The sequence below is a fragment of the Marinobacter sp. JSM 1782161 genome (genome assembly GCF_011421605.1).
Lineage (GTDB): Bacteria > Pseudomonadota > Gammaproteobacteria > Pseudomonadales > Oleiphilaceae > Marinobacter_A > Marinobacter_A bohaiensis.
Genome location: NZ_WSSA01000004.1, coordinates 282,911 through 302,701, shown reverse-complemented (window position 1 = coordinate 302,701; position 19,791 = coordinate 282,911). Strand labels below are relative to the sequence as shown.

Here is a 19,791-nt window from a genome sequence, read left to right as displayed (position 1 = left end):
GGCCCCGCGGCCGTCACAACAACAGAACACCGAAAAGGACATCGCCCATGTCATTTGCTGAAGCCGGTCTCTTCTGGGGCTTTCTCCTGGTCTACGGCGTCATCATGTACGCCCTGTCGCCCCGCAGCCGCAACGCCGCGTCGTTCTACCGGGGGGCGGACGACAGCGGCAACCCGGTGAGCCAGTGGTCACTGACCGCCAGCATCTTCATCAGCTGGATCTTCGCCAAATCCGTCACCAACGCTGCCAACCTGGGCGAAGCCTACGGCGTGGTGGGCGGTCTGGCGTACGCTACCTACTGGCTGTCGATCCCCGTGGCCGGTTACATCATCTACCTGATCCGCACCCAGACCGGTGCCCGCAGCCTGCAGGAGTTCCTGACGTCCCGCTTTGGCCGGCTTGCCGCGGTGAGCTTCGCCGCCGCGATCCTGATCCGCCTGTACAACGAGGTGTGGAGCAACACCGCCGTGGTGGGCGGCTACTTCGGCCTGCCCGGTGACTGGCAGTACTACGGCGCGGCCATGCTGTTCACGGCCTTTACCCTGGCGTACAGCCTGAAGGGCGGGCTGCGCAGCTCGATTTTTACCGATGTGATCCAGGCGGTGGTGTTCGTGTTCTTCGTTGCGGCCGTGCTGTTCCTGATCCTCCCGGCCAACGACACCGGCACCCTACTGACCACCGGCGAATTCCGCCTGGATGCCGGCGCCGACCTGCTGCTGGTGGCGGCCCTGCAGATCTTCTCCTACCCGTTCCACGACCCGGTGCTCACCGATCGCGGCTTCGTGAACAAGGAAAAAACCATGCTGAAGAGCTTCGTGGTGGCCGGCCTGCTGGGCTTCGTCGCGGTCTTCATCTTCAGCCTGGTGGGTGTGCACGCCCAGCTCAACGGCATCAGCGCCAACGGTAACGCGCCAGCCGCTGTGGGCGCGGCCATGGGCCTGACCGCGCTGTTCTTCATGAGCGTGGTGATGATGACCTCCGCCGGTTCGACGCTGGATTCCACTTTCACCTCCCTGTCCAAGTCCATCGCCGTGGACCTGCCCCAGCTGGTGCGGCGCACCGCTGACCGGATGCCCAGCATGCGCGTGGGTGCGGTGGTGATGGTGGTGTTCGCCATCCTCGGCAACCTGCCCATGTTCGCCGGCACCGACATCCTCAAGGCCACCACCATTTCCGGCACCATGGTGATGGGACTGGCGCCGGTCTTCCTGTTTTACGGCTTCACCCGCTGGTCGCCCTGGAGCTTCCACCTGAGCTTCTGGAGCGGCATCGCGCTGGGCGTTCTGCTGGCGCTGGGTCTGATTCCCGACAGCTGGGCCATTGGCGAGGGCAAGTACGCCGCCCTGCTGGGCGTGAACGCCTGGGGCGTCCTGATCTGCACGGCGGGATTCTTCCTGCCGCTGGTCGGCCAGCGCCTGTTCGGGCGCCGTCCGCTGTCCTCGGAGGCCTGAGCGATGTCCGGTCAGCCGGGACGCAGCTGCCCGCTGCACTACCGTTATGATCCCGCCGACCTGTGCCGGCAAACCCAGCCGGCGGAGGCCGACGTGCTCTACGTGATCGGCGGGCTCTACGGTAACCCGCTGGCGCTGGCCGCCATCGAGGCCATGGCGCACGAGGAACGGCGGTTGGGGCGCCGGGTGCGGCTGGTGTTCAACGGCGACTTCAACTGGTTCAACACCGACCCCGAGACCTTCCAGACCCTGAACGAGCGGGTGTGCCGCCACGACATCAGCCAGGGCAACGTGGAATACGAACTGGCCCAACCCAGCGCGGACGCCGGCTGTGGCTGCGCCTACCCCGATGCCGTGGACGACGCCGTGGTGCAGCGCTCCAACCGCATCATGGCGCGCCTGCAATCGACGGCCACGGCGTTTCCCGGGATCCAGGCACGGCTGCGGGACGCGCCACGCTGGCGCTGCTACACGCTGGACGGCAACCGGATCCTGGTGCTGCACGGCGACCCGGAATCCCTGGCCGGCTGGGGTCTGGCGCGGGAAGCGTTGCAACAACCCGGCCACCAACCCCGGGTTGCGGACTGGTTCCAGCGCACCGGCGCCGACCTGATCGCCTGCACCCACACCTGCCTGCCCGCCCTGTGGCAGGGAACGAGCGGCGCCGGCCATCCACAGACCGTCGTCAACAACGGTTCGGCCGGCATGGGTAACCTGCGCGGCGATCACCGGGGGCTGGTCACCCGCATTGCCAGGCCGGATGCGAGCGCGCCGATGGCGTCCGTTGCAACCGCCCGACACGGCAACCTCGAGGTGAACCTGGTGCCCGTATCGTTTCCCCTCGAACACTGGCTGACGCTGTTCGATCAATGGTGGCCGGCAGCGTCTGACGCGGCTTTGTCATATCGCACGCGCATCATCAACGGAACGGACATCGAGGCTCCCGGAATCCGGCTGTAAGCCTCTGTCGGGCCGGACATTCCGGGGCTTTTCAGGTTGCAACTGTCGTTCATGGCAACCCGTGGCAATTTGATTTTTCTTTCGTGGTCTATATAATTACAACTCTAAAGATTAGTGGATCTCGCCGGTTAAGACTGTTTTTTCAAAAGGTTACGGCGAATTGAAAGGCCTCGAATCACGGCAAACCGGTTTCAGGCGCCTTTCAAATGAATTCAACTCTAAATGACTGAGTGCCCAACACTGTTATGACCACTGAAGGTTCGAATATCACCGCCATCAGCCTGCGCACCCCGCGCAAGGATGATGGCTTCCGGCTCCACCAGCTCGTCGCGGAGTGTCCGCCGCTGGATCCCAATTCGATTTACTGCAATCTGCTGCAGTGCAGCCACTTCGCCGAAACCGGCGTCGCTGCCGAGAAAGACGGCGACCTGGTGGGCTTTATCTCCGGCTACATCCCCCCTCAGCAACCCGAGACGGTTTTCGTCTGGCAGGTCGCGGTCCACGAAAAGGGACGCGGCCAGGGTCTGGCCAAGCGCATGCTCAAGGCCATCGTCGGCCGCGACGCCTGCGCCAACGTCACGCACCTGGAAACGACGATCACCGCCGACAACGAGGCATCCTGGGCGCTGTTCCGCTCGTTTGCCCGCGATCTCGGCGCTGAGCTCACCTATACCGAGCATTTTGAGAAGGAGGCCCACTTCGGCGGCCACCACGACTCAGAATTCCTGCTCCGTATCGGCCCCTTCACCAAGCCCGTAAACGGTTAAGGCTGGCTGACCGGCGAGCGGTGTCCAGACGCCGCCGCCGAATTTTCCCGCAGCCAGGCGCTGATGCGACCGAACCGTGACAGCGCGGCTGCATTCACCTCGAACCTGACATGCTAAGAGGCAAGACAATGGAAATTTTCAAGACGACCGAATCCGAAGTACGCGTTTATTCCCGTTCATTCCCCGTGATTTTCAACCGGGCCAAGAACGCGCACCTGTACACCGAAGACGGCAAGCCGTACCTGGACTTCCTGGCCGGCGCCGGCTCGCTCAACTACGGTCACAACAACGACATCCTGAAGAAGGCGCTGCTCGAGTACATCGAGAACGATGGCGTCAGCCAGGGTCTGGACATGTTCACCACCGCCAAGCATGACTTCATCGATGCGTACAAGAAATACATCCTTGAGCCGCGTGGCCTGGACTACAAAATGCAGTTCACCGGCCCGACCGGTACCAACTGCGTGGAAGCGGCGCTCAAGCTGGCGCGCAAGGTGAAAGGACGCGACACCATCATCTCCTTCACCAACGGTTTCCACGGTGTCTCCCTGGGCGCGGTTGCGGCCACCGGTAACAAGCACCATCGCGGCGGCGCCGGCGTACCGCTGGGCGGCGTTAACTTCATGCCGTACGACGGCTACCTGGGCGACGAAGTCGACACCATTGCCATGATCGACAAGATGCTCAACGACGGCTCTTCCGGTATCGAACTGCCGGCCGCGGTGATTGTCGAAGCGGTACAGGGCGAAGGTGGCCTGAACGCCGCCCGCGCCGAGTGGCTGCAGAAGCTCGAAAAGCTGTGCCGCAAGCACGACATCCTGCTGATCGTCGACGACATCCAGGCGGGCAACGGCCGCACCGGTGAGTTCTTCAGCTTCGAATTCGCCGGCATCAAGCCGGACATCGTGACCGTGTCCAAGTCCCTGAGCGCCTACGGCCTGCCGATGGCCCTGGTACTGTTCAAGCGCGAACTGGACATCTGGTCCTCCGGCGAGCACAACGGCACCTTCCGCGGTAACAACATGGCCTTCGCCACCGCCACGGCGGCGCTGGAGACCTACTGGAAAGACAACGCCTTCGCCGACGAGGTGAAGAAGAAAGCGGGCATCCTGAACGCCGGCCTGAAAGCCATCGCCGACGAGTTCAAGGGCCAGTTCAAGCTCAAGGGCCGCGGTATGATGCAGGGTATTGCTTGCCGTGACGGTGACATCGCAGGCAAGATTTCAGAGAAAGCCTTCGACAAGGGCCTGATCATCGAAACGGCCGGTCCGGACGATGAAGTGGTCAAGTGCCTCATGCCGCTGACCATCAGCGAGGAAGACCTGCAGAAGGGTCTGGACCTGCTGAAGGAAAGCGTGGAAGAGGTCATGAAGGACGACCTGAGCCAGGCATCCTGATCGCCGTTTGACAGGATGGGGAGGGCCGCCAGCCGGCCGGGACGCCTCCAGGTGAGGGCGGCCCTCCCGCTCAAACGTTCCCGGCGCCCATTCAGAAGCGACCGAAGATCAGAATCATGACTAGCCAACAGCACACAGTAGAAAAAATCGGCGGTACGTCCATGAGCGACTACCAGGCCGTGCGTGACAACATCGTGGTCGGCGAACGCAGCGCCGACGAACTCTACCAACGCATTTTCGTGGTCTCCGCCTACGGCGGCGTCACCGACGAATTGCTGGAACACAAGAAAACCGGCGAGCCCGGCGTCTACGCCCTGTTTGCCGACGCCGAGTCCGACTGGGCCTGGGGTGACGATCTCACCAAACTGACCCAGTTCCTCACCGACTTCAACGGCGAGCTGTTCGACGACCCCATGCTCAAGCAGCAGGCGGACCAGTTCATCGTCGACCGCATCGAAGGCGTACGCGGCTGCCTGATCGACCTGCAGCGCCTGTGTTCCTACGGCCAGTTCCAGCTGGAAGAGCACCTGCTGACCGTACGCGAGATGCTGGCCGGCATCGGTGAGGCCCACAGCGCCTTCAACACCGCGCTGAAGCTCCAGGCCGAAGGCATCAACGCCCGTTTCGTCGACCTCACCGGCTGGCGCGACAACGAGCTGCTGCCGCTGGACGAAAAGCTGCAGCAGGCGTTCGACAACGTCGACCTGACCCGCGAGCTGCCCATCTGCACCGGCTACGCCCAGTGCACCGAAGGGCTGATGCGCACCTTCGACCGGGGCTATAGCGAGATGACCTTCAGCCGGGTTGCGGTCATCACCCAGGCGCGCGAAGCGGTGATCCACAAGGAATACCACCTCAGCTCCGCCGATCCCAAGATCGTTGGCGAGGACAAGGTGGTGCCCATGGGCCGCACCAACTATGACGTGGCCGACCAACTGGCCAACCTGGGTATGGAAGCCATCCACCCGCGTGCCGGCAAGGGCCTGCGTCAGAACGACATCCCGCTGCGTGTGAAAAACACCTTCGAGCCGGAGCACACCGGTACGCTGATCACCCGTGACTACATCAGCGAGAAGCCGCAGGTGGAAATCATCGCCGGCCGCAAGGGCGTGTTCGCGATCGAAGTGTTCGACCAGGACATGCAGGGCGATCCGGGCTCCGACCGTCGCATCCTCGACGTGCTGAGCCGCTACAAGGTGCGCTGCGTGACCAAGGACACCAACGCCAACACCATCACCCACTACGTGGACAGCACGCTCAAGCACGTCAAGCGCGTGGTGCGCGCCCTGCAGGAGGAGTTTCCCAACGCGGAAATCGCCACCCGCAAGCTGGCGCTGGTCTCCGCCATCGGCAGCGACATGCAGGTGCCGGGCATCCTCGCCAAGACCGTCACCGCCCTGGCGGAAGAGGAAATCAGCATCATCGCGCTGCACCAGTGCATGCGTCAGGTGGACATGCAGTTCATCATCGATGAAGAGCATTACGAGAAGGCCATCGCCAAGCTGCACGCCACCCTGATCGAGCCGCACAACCACGAGTACGCCATCGTCGCGGCGTAATCGCGGCAATGCCCCGGCCACCGGCCGGGGCCGCACGAATTGCCGGCGCCGGGTTCGGTCGCCCTGGTGCCGGTAATGGAGGACGTCTTGCCTCCCGATCGGGCCGCCCGGACTGCGAATGCCGGGCGGTACCCGATCACCTTTCCGCGTCATCCCGCGACCTTCACGACCGTCCACACTCACCCCTCCCGACCGTCAATCTGACTCTCGCCCGTCGACGTACAATCTCCAAACTTTTTGCAAACTTCGAAAACTGGACCGTACCGGCACTATGCGACACAGATTCTGGCCGGAAGAATCGGCCGACGACATCGAACTGGCCGCCCTCAATCGGGCGAACGGGACGCCTCCGGGCCGCGACGACACCCTGCAGACCATGGCTGACGCCGACAGCGCCGATAGCCTGTCGCTGGTGTCGCACTATTTCCGCGACGCCGCACGCTATTCGATGCTGGGGGAGCGCGCTGAGCGGCGGCTCAGCCGGCGCCTGCATCACGCCCTGGCGCGGCTGGCCGAACACCGCGGCCTGCCCGAAGGCACGGCGCTGACCCTGCGCGACGTCACCGAAGAGCTGCTGCCCGGCGACCTGACCTCGGCCCATGCCCGCCGCGCCCTGCGCCTGGCATCGGCCTGCCGCAGCACGCTGATCCAGAGCAACTTGCGGCTGGCGGTGCATCTGGCGCGGCGCCACGCCAATCGCGGCATCCCGCTGATCGACCTGATCCAGGATGGCAACGTGGGGCTGATCAAGGCGGTGGAGCGCTTCGACCCCGGTAAGGGCTTCCGCTTTTCCACCTACGCCTATTGGTGGATCAGCGAGGAAATCAAACGCAGCCTCAAGCGCGGGCGCCGGGTGGTGCGCACCCCCGAGCACGTGGTGGATGAGATCCGCGCATTGCAATCCGCCAGCCAGCAACTGCGCGGCGAAAGCGGCAATGCTCCCGACGCCTCGGCGCTGGCGCGACGACTGGGCACCTCGATCCGGCGCATCAAGGAACTGCAGCGCTACGCGCTGCCGGAAGTGTCCACCGACACACCGCTGAGCGACAGCGAGGACCTCAAGCTGGGGGACGCTCTGGCCGCCGAGCCGTCACGCGACCAGCCGGAAACCAGCCTGGAGCCGCGCGACCAGAAACGCCTGCTGGGGGACATCCTCGCCCGTCTGGATCCCCGGGAGCAGGATATCCTGTCACGCCGCTTTGGCCTGGACCGGGCCGAGCCGGAAACCCTGCAGGTGATCTCCGAAGCCCTGGGCCTGAGCCGTGAGCGGGTGCGTCAGATCGAGAAAGGAGCATTGGCAAAACTGCGCGAGCAGTACGCCGATCTGGCTCACATGGCGGGGAACTGAGACGCCGGGCCAGCGTCGGCCGGCATCTCAGCCGTCACAGAGGATGAGTGAGCAACCAGCCCGCCGCGACCGCCTGACAGGCACAGGCCACCAGCGTCAGCACCGCGCGCAGGCGCCGGTACCAGCCGGGCCAGTACAGCCGCATCCACTTCACGTCCACCACGTAGAGCGCCAGATAGGCCAGGGGATAGACCAGTGTCTGGGCCGACAATGGCAGCAGCAGCGCCAGCCCGGCGGTCAGGAAAAACACCTGGCTGACCACCAGCGTGGAGATGGGGGAGAGGGGGAAGCAACGCTGCTCCAGTTGCAACGCGATGGGCCAGTAGACGCCCGCCATGAACGCGAGAATACCGGCGCTGTAGATGTAGAACAGCTTGATGCACAGTGCCTCGGCGCCGGGCCAGAAGATAATCGCCAACACCCCGATCAGGAAGGGTGCCAGCCCGGCCAGGCCGATGGCCGTTGCCAGTCGCGCCACCGAAATCATCGGCGATCTTCCTGCACGCGGATGCGCAGGGGCTCCGACTTGCCGTCGTCGAGGCCGATCATCTCGTCGTAGGCAGAAGCATGGACCACCTCGGTGCGCTGCACGTCGAACGACCCCAGCAGATCCTGGGCCTGCCAGGCGCTTTTCAGCAACCGCGACCGGCCCCGGTCGTCGGACAACACGTAGAGACCGTCCGCCAGGTGCAAACGCGCCATGTAGAACTGCCCTTCCAGGGACAGCAATTCCAGCAGGTCGATCCGGAGATCGTCCCGCTGTCGCAGCTCTTCGAGGGTGATTCGCAAGACCCGTCCTCCCGGCCATGGGTGTGGGTATGGTTGTGGGAAGACGTACGCTCAGGATGCGTGAAAGGATCAGGCCGGGTGCTGCGCTCAGCGCGGGAACGGTCTCTCGCCCGCCAGCTCAGCGCAGACGGCGTGCTGCGGACAGTGCCAGAGGTGATCGTTAACCAGCCCCACCGCCTGCATGAAGGCATAGACGATGGTGGGCCCGACGAAATTGAACCCCTGCTTCTTGAGCGCGCGGGACATCGCCTCGGCCTCGGGCGTGGTGGTCGGCACCTGATCGAGCGAGCGCCAGGCACCCTGGATCGGACGATGCTCGACGAACGACCAGAGGAACCCGGAGAAGGAGCGGCCTGTCTCCTGGAAGGCCAGGTACGCACGCGCGTTGCGGATAATCGACTCCACCTTGAGCCGATTGCGGATGATTCCGGGATTCTTCAGCAGCGATGCCACTTTGTCGGCATCGTAGCGGGCGATGCGCTCCGGATCGAAACCGTCGAACGCGGCTTCGTAGTTGGCCTGCTTGCGCAGGATGGTGATCCAGCTCAGTCCCGCCTGCTGACCGTCCAGGCACAATTTCTCGAACAGCTCGCGGTCGTCGGACACCGGCCGTCCCCAGATCCGGTCGTGATACTCAACGTACTGCGGGTCGCTGCCGCACCAGCCGCAGCGCTCGGCAACGCGGGTATCCGGGGTGTCGCTCATGCCTGTTCTCCCTGCCTGGCCTGTGTGCTTGTGTGATGCCGCGACGGTCCAATCAGGGCTGCAGGCGATTGACTCGCCACCCGTCCGCCTCGCGGCAGTATTCAAACCGGTCGTGAAGGCGACTGGGACGCCCCTGCCAGAATTCGAAGCGCTCCGGCACCAGGCGGTAGCCGCCCCAGAACGACGGCAGCGGCACCTCGCCCTGCTGGAAGCGCTGCTTCATTTCAGCCACCTTCTGCTCAAGCAGACCGCGCGAGGAAATCACCCGGCTCTGTTCCGACACCCAGGCACCGATCTGGCTGCCGCGCGGGCGCGAGGCGAAGTAGCGCAGGGATTCCGCCTTGCTCACCTTCTCCACCCGGCCTTCGATACTGACCTGCCGGTTGAGGGCAATCCAGGGAAACAGCATGGCCGCGCGCGGGTTGCGTTCCAGTTCCTGTGCCTTGCGGCTGCCATAGTTGGTGTAGAAGACGAATCCCTCGTCGCCGAAATACTTCAGCAGAACCGTGCGCAGGCTCGGTTGACCACCATCACCCACCGTGCCCAGCGACAGTGCATTGGGCTCAAGCACGCCCGCATCCCGTGCATCCTGGAACCAGCGTTCGAACTGGCGCACCGGCTCCGGGTCCAGGTGGTCCTCATCCAGGCCTTCGGATTCGAAGTCCCGACGCATGTCACTGATATCCATGATCTCGTCCTGTCGCCCCCTTTCACTGCATTAGAAGTACGGCCACTGCAGTAGAAGTACGGTCATTGCATTAGATGTACGGTCACTGCGCTGAAGTACGCTGTCGCCGCGCTGGAAGTTCATTCCCGACACGCCAATCCCGGGGGCTGGCATACAGGTTGCGTATGTACTCCAGCAACGACCTGTCTCCGGCAGGCTTTCATCATACGGACTCCAACGGCGCCTTGGTATGCCCGGCCGCGGCTGTCCGATTCATCCAGAGGTATCCGGCACCGTCCGGCATGACCGACTCATTTATTTAGACGCCAAAACATTTTGCGTCTTTGTCATGGCGAGCAACGCCCCGACGTTTCCGCCATCTGTTCCGTCAAGTTTAGAGACGGACCTCGCTAGCCTTCGTATAAAGGCTCTGCTAGCGTGCAATACAGATCCAGCCAGGGAGCGGCGAACAAAATGAGTTTAAATTCAATTTTTTACTATACTTAATAAATAACGCCGTACCGGGCCTCGGGGCCCTACAGGAAAAACCTGGAATGAAGCCAAAAGTCATCGTCAAGAACCTCTTCAAAGTCTTCGGGGACAACCCGGAAGAGGCCATGAACCTGGTTCGCCAGGGCATTGGCAAGGCGGATATCTTCAAACAGACCGGCAAGACCATCGGCGTCATGGACGCTTCCTTCGAGATCCACGAAGGCGAGATTTTCGTCGTCATGGGCCTGTCCGGTTCCGGCAAATCCACCCTCGTGCGGCTGCTCAACCGCCTGATCGAGCCCACCGAGGGCGAGGTCTGGGTCGGCGATCAGAACATCGCCGCCCTGTCCGAGAGCGAACTCAACGAGCTGCGCCGCAAGAAAATGAGCATGGTGTTCCAGTCGTTCGCGCTCATGCCTCACATGAACGTGATCGATAATGCGGCATTCGGCCTGGAATTGTCCGGCGTACCGCGGGAGGAGCGCCATAAAAGGGCACGCGCCGCGCTGGCCCAGGTCGGTCTGGAAGCCAACGCCCGCAGCTACCCGGACGAGCTGTCCGGTGGCATGCAGCAACGGGTCGGCCTGGCCCGCGCCCTGACCAACGATCCGGAAATCATGCTGATGGACGAGGCCTTCTCGGCCCTGGATCCACTGATCCGCACCGAGATGCAGGATGAGCTGGTCAAGCTGCAGCGCGACTCCAAGCGCACCGTCATCTTCATCTCCCATGACCTGGACGAAGCCATGCGCATCGGCGATCGCATCGCCATCATGGAGGGCGGCCGCGTGGTCCAGGTGGGCACCCCGGACGAGATCCTCAAGAACCCGGCGGACGATTACGTTCGTTCCTTCTTCCGTGGAGTGGACGTCTCCACCGTGCTGTCGGCCCGCGACATCGCCACCAAGAAACAGATCACCGTGATCGAACGCGAAGGCGCCGGCCCCCGGGCGGCGCTGGAACGCCTGCGCCAGAACGAGCGCGACTACGGCTACGTGGTCACCCCGGACCAGACTTTCCACGGTGTGGTCTCCATCGACTCCCTGAAAACCGCCGACAGTAACGGCGGCCGCGTCAGCGACGCCCTGCTGTCCGGCGTGGAACCCATTGCCGCCGACGCATCCCTGCACGACATCATCGGCTCCGTAGCGGAAGCGCCCTGCGGGCTGCCGGTGGTCAATGGTGACGGACGCTACCTGGGTGTGATTTCCAGGTCCGTACTGCTGCAGGCTCTGGATCGGGAGGGGGAATAGACATGGCAGAAGAAAACAACACACAGAATGGGGACCAGGTCCCCTACGACGCCTCCGGCGATAACAACCCCTGGGCCGACGCCTCGGAACAACAGGGCGCGGGCGGCGGTGCCGGCAACCCCTGGGGCAGCGCCGGCGGCGAGGGCGAAGGCGCCACCAACGGCGGCGACTGGCTCAGCGGCGCGGACCAGGTGGACGCCGTCCACAACACCTTGAGCGATCCCTTCAAAACCGAGTGGTTCGACATCCAGAGCGGCGTGGAACACGGCATCGACTGGATCGTCGACAACTTCCGGATCTTCTTCCAGCTGGTCAAGCAGCCGGTGGATTTCGCCCTGAGCTTCTTCGACGCCACCCTGCTCAGCGTGCCGCCGGTGATCATGATCATCCTGTTCGGCCTGCTGGCCTGGCAACTGGCGGGCATCCGCCTGGGCATCGCCGCGATTATCGGGATGACCGCCATGGGCGCCATCGGCGCCTGGAACGAGGCGATGACCACCCTGTCGCTGGTAATCACCTCCGTGCTGTTCTGCATGATCATCGGCATTCCCACCGGCATCTGGATGGCCAAGAGCGATCGGATCACCAGCGTCGTGCGCCCGGTGCTGGACGCCATGCAGACCACGCCGGCCTTCGTCTACCTGGTGCCGATCGTCATGCTGTTCGGCATCGGCAACGTGCCGGGCGTCATCGTCACCATCATCTTCGCCGTGGCGCCGGTCATTCGCCTGACCAACCTGGGCATCCGCCAGGTGCCGTCCGATCTGGTGGAAGCCTCGCGCTCGTTCGGCGCCAGCCCACGCCAGCTGCTGTTCAAGGTCCAGTTGCCGCTGGCCATGCCCACCATCATGGCGGGCGTGAACCAGACGCTGATGCTGGCCCTGTCGATGGTCGTTATCGCCTCCATGATCGCCGTGCCCGGCCTGGGCCTGATGGTGCTGCGCGGCATCGGTCGCCTCGACATTGGTCTGGCCACAGTCGGCGGCATCGGCATCGTGATCCTGGCCATCATCCTCGATCGCATGACCCAGGCACTGGGGCGCGACTCCCGGGAAAGGGGGACCCGCCACTGGTACGAATCCGGTCCCGTGGGACTGGTCCATGGACTGGTCAAGAGCAAGAAAGAAGCCTGATTTCATCCATAACACGAGAAGAAAGCAGAGAGCAGGAGGAAGCACGACATGACTATCAAGCAAACGCTGACAGGCGCGCTGCTGGCAGGCGGCGTGGTAATGGCGGCGCAGGCCCAGGAGATGCCCGGCGAGGGCGTCACCGTCCAGGCACTGCAAAGCCCGATCGCCGAGGAAACCTTCCAGACCATGCTGGTCAACGAAGCCCTGCGTGACCTGGGCTACGACGTTCAGCCGATCCAGGAAGTGGACTACAGCGCCGGTTACACCTCCATCGCCAACGGCGACGCCACCTACATGGCAGTGAACTGGTATCCCCTGCACAACACCATGTACAAGAACGCCGGTGGTGACGATGCGTTCTACCGCGAAGGCCACTACATCAGCGGCGCCGCCCAGGGCTACCTGATCGACAAGAAAACCGCCGAGGAATACGGCATCGACAACCTGGAAGCCTTCAAGGACCCGGAAATCGCCAAGATCTTCGACACCGACGGCGATGGCAAGGCGGACCTGACCGGCTGCCAGGCGGGCTGGGGCTGTGAAGGCGTGATTGAGCACCAGCTGGATGCCTTCGAGCTGCGCGACACCGTGACCCACAAGCAGGGCCAGTACGCGGCGATCATCTCCGACACCATCACCCGTTACGAGAACGGCGACCCGATCTTCTACTACACCTGGACCCCGTACTGGGTTTCCGGCGTGCTGGTGCCGGGCAAGGACGTGGTCTGGCTGGAAGTCCCATACTCCTCCAACCCGAACGGCACCGACACGGAGCTGCCCAACGGCAAGAACTACGGCTTCGAGATCAACAGCGAGCGGATCGTGGCCAACAAGGACTGGGCTGCGGAAAACCCGGCGGCCGCCAAGCTGTTTGAGATCATGAAAGTCTCGGTCAACGACGTCAGCGCGGAGAACATGAAGATCCGTGACGGCGAAGACAGCCAGGACGACATCATGGCCCACACCAAAGCCTGGATTAAAAGCCACCAGGACATCTACAACGGCTGGCTGGAAGAAGCCCGCGCCGCGGCCGAGTAAGGCCCACGCCGGGGCACGCGTCGTGCCCCGGCCGTTTTTCATTGCCCGTTTGACGCCCCGACAATTGCCCTCCGACAAGCCGCCGGCCATGACAGCCATCAGGCCAAGGCATTATCCTTCTATACTGCCTTTGATTTCACGAATTTCGCTGTTCCTGCTGGTTGACCGACAAGGAGTCTGACTGTGGCCGAATCCCAGGCGCGCAAGCCGGTTTATAAATGGGTGTCCTTCTGGCTGGCCCTCGTGGTGCTGCTGTATCTGCTGGCCGGATTCATAGGCCTGCCCTGGTGGCTGCAAAAGACCATTCCCGAGCAACTGGCCTCGCAGCTCGGCTGGCAGGGCCAGGTCAGCGACGTGGACTTCAACCCGCTGACCATGACGCTGGACGTGGAGGGCCTGGATGCCGAGGACGGCGAAGGCGAGAAAGTCGTGGCCGCCCAGCGCATCCACGTCAATCTGACAGCCTGGCAGCTGGTGACCGGCACCCTGGCGTTCGAGTCCATCCGGCTCGAATCCCCGTTCGTGCGGGTCGATCTGCTCAAGGACTACGGCGTCAACCTGGCGCGGGACTGGAGCGAGCACCACACCGACACCGCCGCCGAAGAAGCGCCGGCCGACGACGCCGGCGAGCCGCCCCGACTCTATTTCGGTGAAATCCAGCTGGTGGACGGCCACATCCGCTTCCGCGACTACAGTCAGGGCCGCGAGGAAACCTTCGACATCACCCCGCTCGACCTGAGCCTGAACGATCTTGCGACCTACAACAGCGAGGGCGATGCCAGCGACTACAACCTGACCGCCGCCATCAACGACCAGCAGATCCAATGGAACGGCAATATCGGCGTGATGCCGTTTCACTCCAACGGCCGCCTCGAGCTGAACAACATCGCCCATTCCACCCTCTGGCACTTTGCTTCGCCGTACGCCCCGTATCTTGTCAACGAAGGCGAGCTGTCGCTGAGCACGGACTACGCCGTTTCCAGCGCCGGCGAATTTGCCCTGGTCACCAGCAACGGCGAGCTGCAGATCCGCGACATCAGCACCAGCCTGCCCGGCGCCGAGGCGCCCTTTGCCACCCTCAAGACCCTCAAGCTCAGCGATATCGGCTTCAACCTGGCCGACCGTTCACTGACGGTCGGCGCCGTGGACCTGGACGGTCTCCAGGGCGACATCCAGCGCGACGCCGACGGCGCCATCAACCTGCTCAAGCCGTTCGCCGGCGCGGACGAATCGACGTCCGCAGCCGAAGCAGAAAGCGCAACAGCGTCGGGCGACACGGACACAACGCCTTTCCGTTGGCGCATCGAGCAGGTGCACCTGAAGAACAGCAACATCCAGTGGCAGGACAACGCCCTGGCCACGCCCGCCAACCTGCAAGCCGGCAACATCGACATCCAGATGGGCCCGCTGACCCAGGCGCTGGAGGAGCCCGTGCCCTATGAGGCCGCGATGACCCTCAACGACGGCGGAAGCGTCGAGGCACGGGGCCAGACCACACCGGTGCCGTTCACCCTGGAGACGGTGTTGTCGCTGGACCAGATCGCCCTGGCGCCGTTCCAGCCCTATGTGCAGGAATCCGCCGACGTGGCCTTCGCCGGCGGCACCCTGCGAGCCGAAGGCAACCTCGACCTGGACGCCCAGGACCCGCCGCTGACCGGCACGTTCAGCGGCAACGGCCAGGTTCAGGACCTGGTACTCACCCGTGCCGGTGACGGCGACCCGCTGCTGAGCTGGTCGTCGCTGCTGCTCAACCCCATCGAATACAACCTGGAGCCGGCGCGGCTGGAGATCGGCACCATCACCCTGACCGGGCCGGACGCCAACATCATTCGCAAGGCGGACGGCAGCACCAACCTGGACGGCCTGATGAAAGGCGACGACGCCCAGGCCGAGCGCAGCGAGTCGGACGCTTCGGGCGACGACGAGCAGGGCTTTATCTTCCGCGTCGGCAGCATCCAGCTGGAAAACGGCCAGTTCGACCTGGCTGACCGCACCGTCGAGCCGGTATTCACCACCCGCATGCGCGAGATGAACGGGCTGATCGAGGGCCTGAGCAACATTTCTCCGCAACAGGGCAGCGTCAAACTCGGCGGCCAGTTGGGGGAACGCGGCCAGGTCGACGTCAGCGGCTCCATCGGCACCCTGGGCCAGGAAGACACCAGCCACCTGGAGCTCAAGCTGGACAACATGGCCATGGCCGAGCTGTCCCCCTATTTCGGCCGTTTTGTGGGCTACGCGGTGGATAGTGGCAAGCTGCGCATGGACCTGAACTACGACATCACCGGTCCGCGCATTGAGGCCGAAAACCGCATCGTCATGGACCAGCTGGTGCTGGGCCAGTCGGTCGACAGCGAGGACGCGGTGCAGGCGCCGGTCAAACTGGGGCTGACCCTGCTCACCGACACCGACGGCATCATCGACATCAACCTGCCCATCGAGGGCAACCTGGAGGATCCGGAATTCCGTGTCGGTCAGGTGGTGATGCGCGCCTTCGTCAACCTGCTGGCCAAGGCCGCGACGTCACCGTTCAGCATGCTGGGTTCGATGGCGGAACTGGCCGGCCTGTCCGGCGACGAGTTGGGGCAGGTGGCGTTCGTTCCGGGTGAAGCCACCCTGGGCGCCGACGAGGACAAGAAGCTGGAAGTGCTGGCCAACGCCCTCAGCGAGCGACCGGAGCTGCTGCTCAACGTGCGCGGCGCGGTGGACCCGGATCTGGACGGCGTGGCGCTCAAGAGTGAGCGCATGAACCGGCGCCTCAACCTGACCACCGACACCCCGCGCGAGCAGCGGGTCAAGGCGCTGGAGGCGGAGTACGCCAGCGATAACGGCCAGTCGGCGCTCACCGCCCTGCAGCAGGAACACGGCGAGACCGGCGAGGATCGCCACAACAGCCCGGAATGGGTCGCCATCCTCACCCGCGAGCTGACCCAGAGCGTCGAACTGCCGCCGGAAGCCCTCGAGCGACTGGCCAAGGCCCGCGGCACCCTGCTGCAACAGCGCCTGTCCCAGGAGTACGGCATTCCCAACGACCAGCTGTTCCTGCAGGCGCCGTCCCAGGACGCCCAAACCGACATGGGCGAGGACGCCATCCGGGTGATCGTGCCCTTCTCCATGGAGGCCCGGTAACGCCGGGGAGTTCACCATGCCGCAACGCCTGAGCCATTTCTTCGCCTACATTGCCCGCCTGCGCTGGATCAAGCGCTGGGGGCTGATGCGCAACGCCATCGAGGAAAACGTAGCCACCCACTCCTGGGAGGTGGCCACCGTGGCCCACGCCCTGGCGCTGATCCGCAACCGCCATTTCGACGGCCATGTCGACGCCGACCACGTGGCCGCCGCAGCGCTCTATCACGACGCCACCGAGGTGATCACCGGCGATATGCCCACCCCGGTGAAATACCACTCCCCGGTCATGCGCGAAGCCTTCAGCGAGATCGAGCACAAGGCCGAGGACGAACTGCTCGACCTGCTGCCGGAGAGCCTGCGGGCCGACTTCGCCACCTACATCAAGGAATCCCGCTGGGACGCGGATGTGAAGACGCTGGTCAAGGCGGCGGACCGTCTGTCCGCCTGGCTCAAGTGCCGGGCCGAGATCAACGCCGGCAACAAGGAATTCGAGCCGGCGGCGGTGCAGATCCTGGAGCGGCTACAGGCGGACAACCTGCCGGAAGTGCAGTATTTCCTGGAGGTGTTTGCGCCCAGCTACAGCCAGCCGCTGGACCATCTGCTGGGAGATTAGCCGCCACCTGCCGTCCCAGGCGCCCTGGGGACGCCTCGGAAACGACAGTGTCCGCTACGTTTCCGGCGCTTCCCGCCCCTGTAGCCGACGCTTCAGCTTCGGTGCAGGCCAGAGGCCTGCCGAGCCCAACGCCTTCAATCAATCCCCACAATCTTGTGCATCTGCAACGTCAGGCGCCACTTCGGATGGGCCAGGCAGTACTCGGTGGCACGCCGGGTATTGCTCTGCTTGACCGGGTCGGGGCCGTCTTCCGGGAGAGTGGGAGAGGCCATCGGCGACAGGAAGAAGTGGTCCGCCTGGATGTGTTCGAAGCGCTCGGGCAAGGCCAAAGGCTGTGGATAAACCAGCTTGAGTTCGTTGCAGCGTTCCAGCACCACCCTGGCGTCGGCCTTGGGACTCATGCACAGCCAGTCGATACCCGCCGGCGCCGGCAGGGTGCCGTTGGTCTCCACGCCCACCTCGAAGCCCCGCGCATGGAACGCGGCGATCAGCGGCTCATCCAGTTGCAGCAGCGGTTCGCCGCCGGTACAGACCACGTAGGGCCGGCCGCTGTCGTGGGGCCAGAGGGCGGCGATGTGGTCGGCCAGCGCGTCGGCGTCGGCAAACTGGCCGCCGTTCTGGCCGTCGGTGCCGACGAAATCGGTATCGCAGAAATTGCAGACGGCCGTGGCCCGGTCCTTCTCGCGGCCGGTCCACAGGTTGCACTTGCTGAACCGGCAGAACACCGCTGCGCGGCCCGCCTGTGCGCCTTCCCCCTGGAGCGTGTAGAAGGCTTCCTTGACCCGGTACATCAGCCCTGCGCCTCGTAGCTCAGTGGATCGGTCAAACCGTGGGCGGCGAAGGCTTCCAGACGCTCGGTGCAGGAGCCGCACTTGCCGCAGGCGGCCTCACGGCCGTTGTAGCAGGTCCAGGTCTGGCCGTAGTCCAGGTCCATCGCCAGGCCCTCAGCCAGGATCTCGCCCTTGTCCAGCGCCATGTAGGGCGCCTCGATACGCACCGGTTCGTAGTTGGCCACGCGGCACACCGCGTCCATCTTCTCCACGAACTCGGGACGGCAGTCGGGGTAGATCGCGTGGTCGCCGCCGTGGGCGCCATACCAGACCGCCTGGGCGCCGACCGACACCGCGTAGCCAGTGGCCAGGGACAGCAGGATCATGTTGCGGTTGGGCACTACGGTGGATTTCATGGAGGCTTCCTCGTAATGCCCTTCGGGCACCGCCACGTCATCGGTCAGGGACGATCCCGACAAAAGTCCCGCCATCGGCGCCATATCGACTATCTTGTGGGGTATACCCAGCTCGCGGCACACCGCGGCGGCGCAGTCGAGTTCCTTCACGTGGCGCTGGCCGTAGTCGAAGGAGAGCGCGTGGACCTCATGGCCCGCCGCCCGGGCACGATGCAGCAGGGTAAAAGAGTCCATGCCTCCGGAATAAATGACCACGACTTTTTCGGACATAGCGGTAAATCCTCATTCAACAAACTGCGGGAATGGACGAATTGTAACAGGGACAATACAGGATGGGTTCGCGTCCTGAGAGCGGGGCGGTTAAACTCATTGAACGAACGGGCCCGGGCCGTATCGCTGTGGATGCGCAGCGTTGCCCGGTGACAACAGCAAAACAGATACTGGCAGTATGAACGTTCCCCAGATACCGGCATTCATCGACTTCGAAGCGTCCAGCCTGGACCTGATCGCGAGCTATCCGATCGAGGTGGGCGTGAGTCTGCCGGACGGAACCCTGCACAGCTGGCTGATCGCGCCCCACGTGCTCTGGCAGGACTGGTCGCAAAGCGCCGAGGCCATCCACGGCATCAGCCGCGACACCCTGTGCCAGGAAGGCTACAACGTGCGGGACGTGGCACAGGAGCTCAACGCCCTGCTCGACGACGTCGTCTATTGCGACGCCTGGACGTTCGACAGCTTCTGGCTGCACCGCCTGTTCCGTGCCGCCGGCATCCAGCCCACCTTCCTGCTGGAATCCATCTCTTCGATCCTCGACGCCCAACAGGTACAGCGCTGGTCGGAAGAACGCCAGCAGGTCATCGCGACCCTGGGCCTGCCGGTGCATCGCGCCGCCAACGACGCCCTGATCCTGCAGGAAACCTGGCACCGGGTCGTGGGCGGCAATGTCACCGGCGAACACGTCTACCGCGCAGCCCGCTCCTGAGGCACGACCATCAGGCCCGGCGGGATCCACTCCGCGCGGCCAGCCACTCGATCACATCCCCCGCTGTGTTCAGCGTCCAGAAGGTCACCAGAGCCATCAGCCCGGCACCCACGGCGGTAAAGGCCATATCGGCGCCGACGATGCGGCTTTCCGCCAGGATAAAATAGGCCGCCAGGGCCAGGACCAGGATGGCTTCAACGACGATGTGCGCTTTCAGGTTCAAGCGTGTGGTTGTGTCGTCGGACATGATGATTTCGGTTTCACCTCGCAATTCGGATGTCGTTGGATGAATCAGCCACGGGACGTGACCGATTTTAGTAGGCAA

Annotated in this window: 19 protein-coding genes; 12 read left to right on the top strand and 7 right to left on the bottom strand. The window is 63.9% G+C overall.

Going from position 1 to position 19,791, the window contains the following annotated elements; translation table 11 throughout:
- Positions 1-47 precede the first annotated feature (47 nt).
- The 6 genes from GQB00_RS17840 to GQB00_RS17815 all read left to right on the top strand — a co-directional run bounded on the left by GQB00_RS17840 (position 48) and on the right by GQB00_RS17815 (position 7,482).
- Positions 48-1,451, top strand: a complete 1,404-nt coding sequence (locus GQB00_RS17840) for a sodium:solute symporter family transporter (protein ID WP_165857298.1) — start codon at positions 48-50, stop codon at positions 1,449-1,451.
- Positions 1,452-1,454: 3 nt separating this feature from the next.
- Positions 1,455-2,411: a hypothetical protein gene (locus GQB00_RS17835; RefSeq protein ID WP_165857297.1), complete on the top strand. Its 957-nt coding sequence runs from the start codon at positions 1,455-1,457 to the stop codon at positions 2,409-2,411.
- 245 nt (positions 2,412-2,656) lie between these two features.
- Positions 2,657-3,178 carry a diaminobutyrate acetyltransferase gene (ectA, locus tag GQB00_RS17830; RefSeq protein ID WP_111497142.1) on the top strand — a complete coding sequence of 174 codons (522 nt, stop codon included), beginning with the start codon at positions 2,657-2,659 and terminating at the stop codon, positions 3,176-3,178.
- A gap of 128 nt (positions 3,179-3,306) precedes the next feature.
- The gene (gene ectB / locus GQB00_RS17825) at positions 3,307-4,575 is read left to right on the top strand and encodes a diaminobutyrate--2-oxoglutarate transaminase (RefSeq protein WP_165857296.1); all 1,269 of its coding nucleotides are present in this window, start codon (positions 3,307-3,309) and stop codon (positions 4,573-4,575) included.
- A gap of 116 nt (positions 4,576-4,691) precedes the next feature.
- Entirely contained in the window at positions 4,692-6,134 is a 1,443-nt protein-coding gene (locus tag GQB00_RS17820) for an aspartate kinase (RefSeq protein ID WP_111497144.1), read from the top strand.
- Positions 6,135-6,405: 271 nt separating this feature from the next.
- Complete coding sequence (locus tag GQB00_RS17815; protein WP_228276892.1) at positions 6,406-7,482, top strand: sigma-70 family RNA polymerase sigma factor; 1,077 nt, start codon at positions 6,406-6,408, stop codon at positions 7,480-7,482.
- 34 nt (positions 7,483-7,516) lie between these two features.
- On the opposite strand, the gene GQB00_RS17810 is transcribed toward GQB00_RS17815, so the two are convergent.
- The 4 genes from GQB00_RS17810 to pdxH form a co-directional block, all read right to left on the bottom strand.
- Positions 7,517-7,969 carry a DUF3429 domain-containing protein gene (locus tag GQB00_RS17810; RefSeq protein ID WP_111497145.1) on the bottom strand — a complete coding sequence of 151 codons (453 nt, stop codon included), beginning with the start codon at positions 7,967-7,969 and terminating at the stop codon, positions 7,517-7,519.
- Positions 7,966-8,271 carry a DUF6482 family protein gene (locus tag GQB00_RS17805; RefSeq protein WP_111497146.1) on the bottom strand — a complete coding sequence of 102 codons (306 nt, stop codon included), beginning with the start codon at positions 8,269-8,271 and terminating at the stop codon, positions 7,966-7,968. The genes GQB00_RS17810 and GQB00_RS17805 overlap by 4 nt, the downstream gene beginning before the upstream one ends.
- A gap of 87 nt (positions 8,272-8,358) precedes the next feature.
- The gene (locus GQB00_RS17800; RefSeq protein ID WP_165857295.1) at positions 8,359-8,976 is read right to left on the bottom strand and encodes a DNA-3-methyladenine glycosylase I; all 618 of its coding nucleotides are present in this window, start codon (positions 8,974-8,976) and stop codon (positions 8,359-8,361) included.
- Between the two features lie 52 nt (positions 8,977-9,028).
- Complete coding sequence (pdxH, locus tag GQB00_RS17795) at positions 9,029-9,664, bottom strand: pyridoxamine 5'-phosphate oxidase (RefSeq protein ID WP_111497148.1); 636 nt, start codon at positions 9,662-9,664, stop codon at positions 9,029-9,031.
- 533 nt (positions 9,665-10,197) lie between these two features.
- On the opposite strand from pdxH, the gene proV reads away from it, so the two are divergent.
- From proV to yfbR, 5 genes are all read left to right on the top strand, one after another.
- The gene (gene proV / locus GQB00_RS17790) at positions 10,198-11,388 is read left to right on the top strand and encodes a glycine betaine/L-proline ABC transporter ATP-binding protein ProV (protein ID WP_165857294.1); all 1,191 of its coding nucleotides are present in this window, start codon (positions 10,198-10,200) and stop codon (positions 11,386-11,388) included.
- A gap of 2 nt (positions 11,389-11,390) precedes the next feature.
- Positions 11,391-12,521, top strand: a complete 1,131-nt coding sequence (gene proW, locus GQB00_RS17785; RefSeq protein WP_165857293.1) for a glycine betaine/L-proline ABC transporter permease ProW — start codon at positions 11,391-11,393, stop codon at positions 12,519-12,521.
- Positions 12,522-12,569: 48 nt separating this feature from the next.
- Positions 12,570-13,559: a glycine betaine/L-proline ABC transporter substrate-binding protein ProX gene (gene proX / locus GQB00_RS17780; RefSeq protein WP_111497151.1), complete on the top strand. Its 990-nt coding sequence runs from the start codon at positions 12,570-12,572 to the stop codon at positions 13,557-13,559.
- Positions 13,560-13,742: 183 nt separating this feature from the next.
- A complete protein-coding gene (locus GQB00_RS17775; RefSeq protein ID WP_165857292.1) occupies positions 13,743-16,685 on the top strand; it encodes a DUF748 domain-containing protein in 2,943 nt (980 codons plus the stop codon).
- 16 nt (positions 16,686-16,701) lie between these two features.
- Positions 16,702-17,298, top strand: coding sequence for a 5'-deoxynucleotidase (gene yfbR / locus GQB00_RS17770; RefSeq protein ID WP_165857291.1), 597 nt, complete (start codon positions 16,702-16,704; stop codon positions 17,296-17,298).
- A 134-nt stretch (positions 17,299-17,432) separates the two neighbouring features.
- Here yfbR and queE read toward each other — a convergent pair whose 3' ends face one another.
- The gene (gene queE, locus GQB00_RS17765; RefSeq protein WP_165857290.1) at positions 17,433-18,089 is read right to left on the bottom strand and encodes a 7-carboxy-7-deazaguanine synthase; all 657 of its coding nucleotides are present in this window, start codon (positions 18,087-18,089) and stop codon (positions 17,433-17,435) included.
- Entirely contained in the window at positions 18,089-18,754 is a 666-nt protein-coding gene (gene queC, locus GQB00_RS17760) for a 7-cyano-7-deazaguanine synthase QueC (protein ID WP_111497155.1), read from the bottom strand. The genes queE and queC overlap by 1 nt, the downstream gene beginning before the upstream one ends.
- Positions 18,755-18,932: 178 nt before the next feature.
- On the opposite strand from queC, the gene GQB00_RS17755 reads away from it, so the two are divergent.
- Positions 18,933-19,466: a hypothetical protein gene (locus GQB00_RS17755; protein WP_111497156.1), complete on the top strand. Its 534-nt coding sequence runs from the start codon at positions 18,933-18,935 to the stop codon at positions 19,464-19,466.
- Between the two features lie 10 nt (positions 19,467-19,476).
- On the opposite strand, the gene GQB00_RS17750 is transcribed toward GQB00_RS17755, so the two are convergent.
- Positions 19,477-19,713, bottom strand: a complete 237-nt coding sequence (locus tag GQB00_RS17750; protein WP_162628844.1) for a hypothetical protein — start codon at positions 19,711-19,713, stop codon at positions 19,477-19,479.
- Positions 19,714-19,791 lie beyond the last annotated feature (78 nt).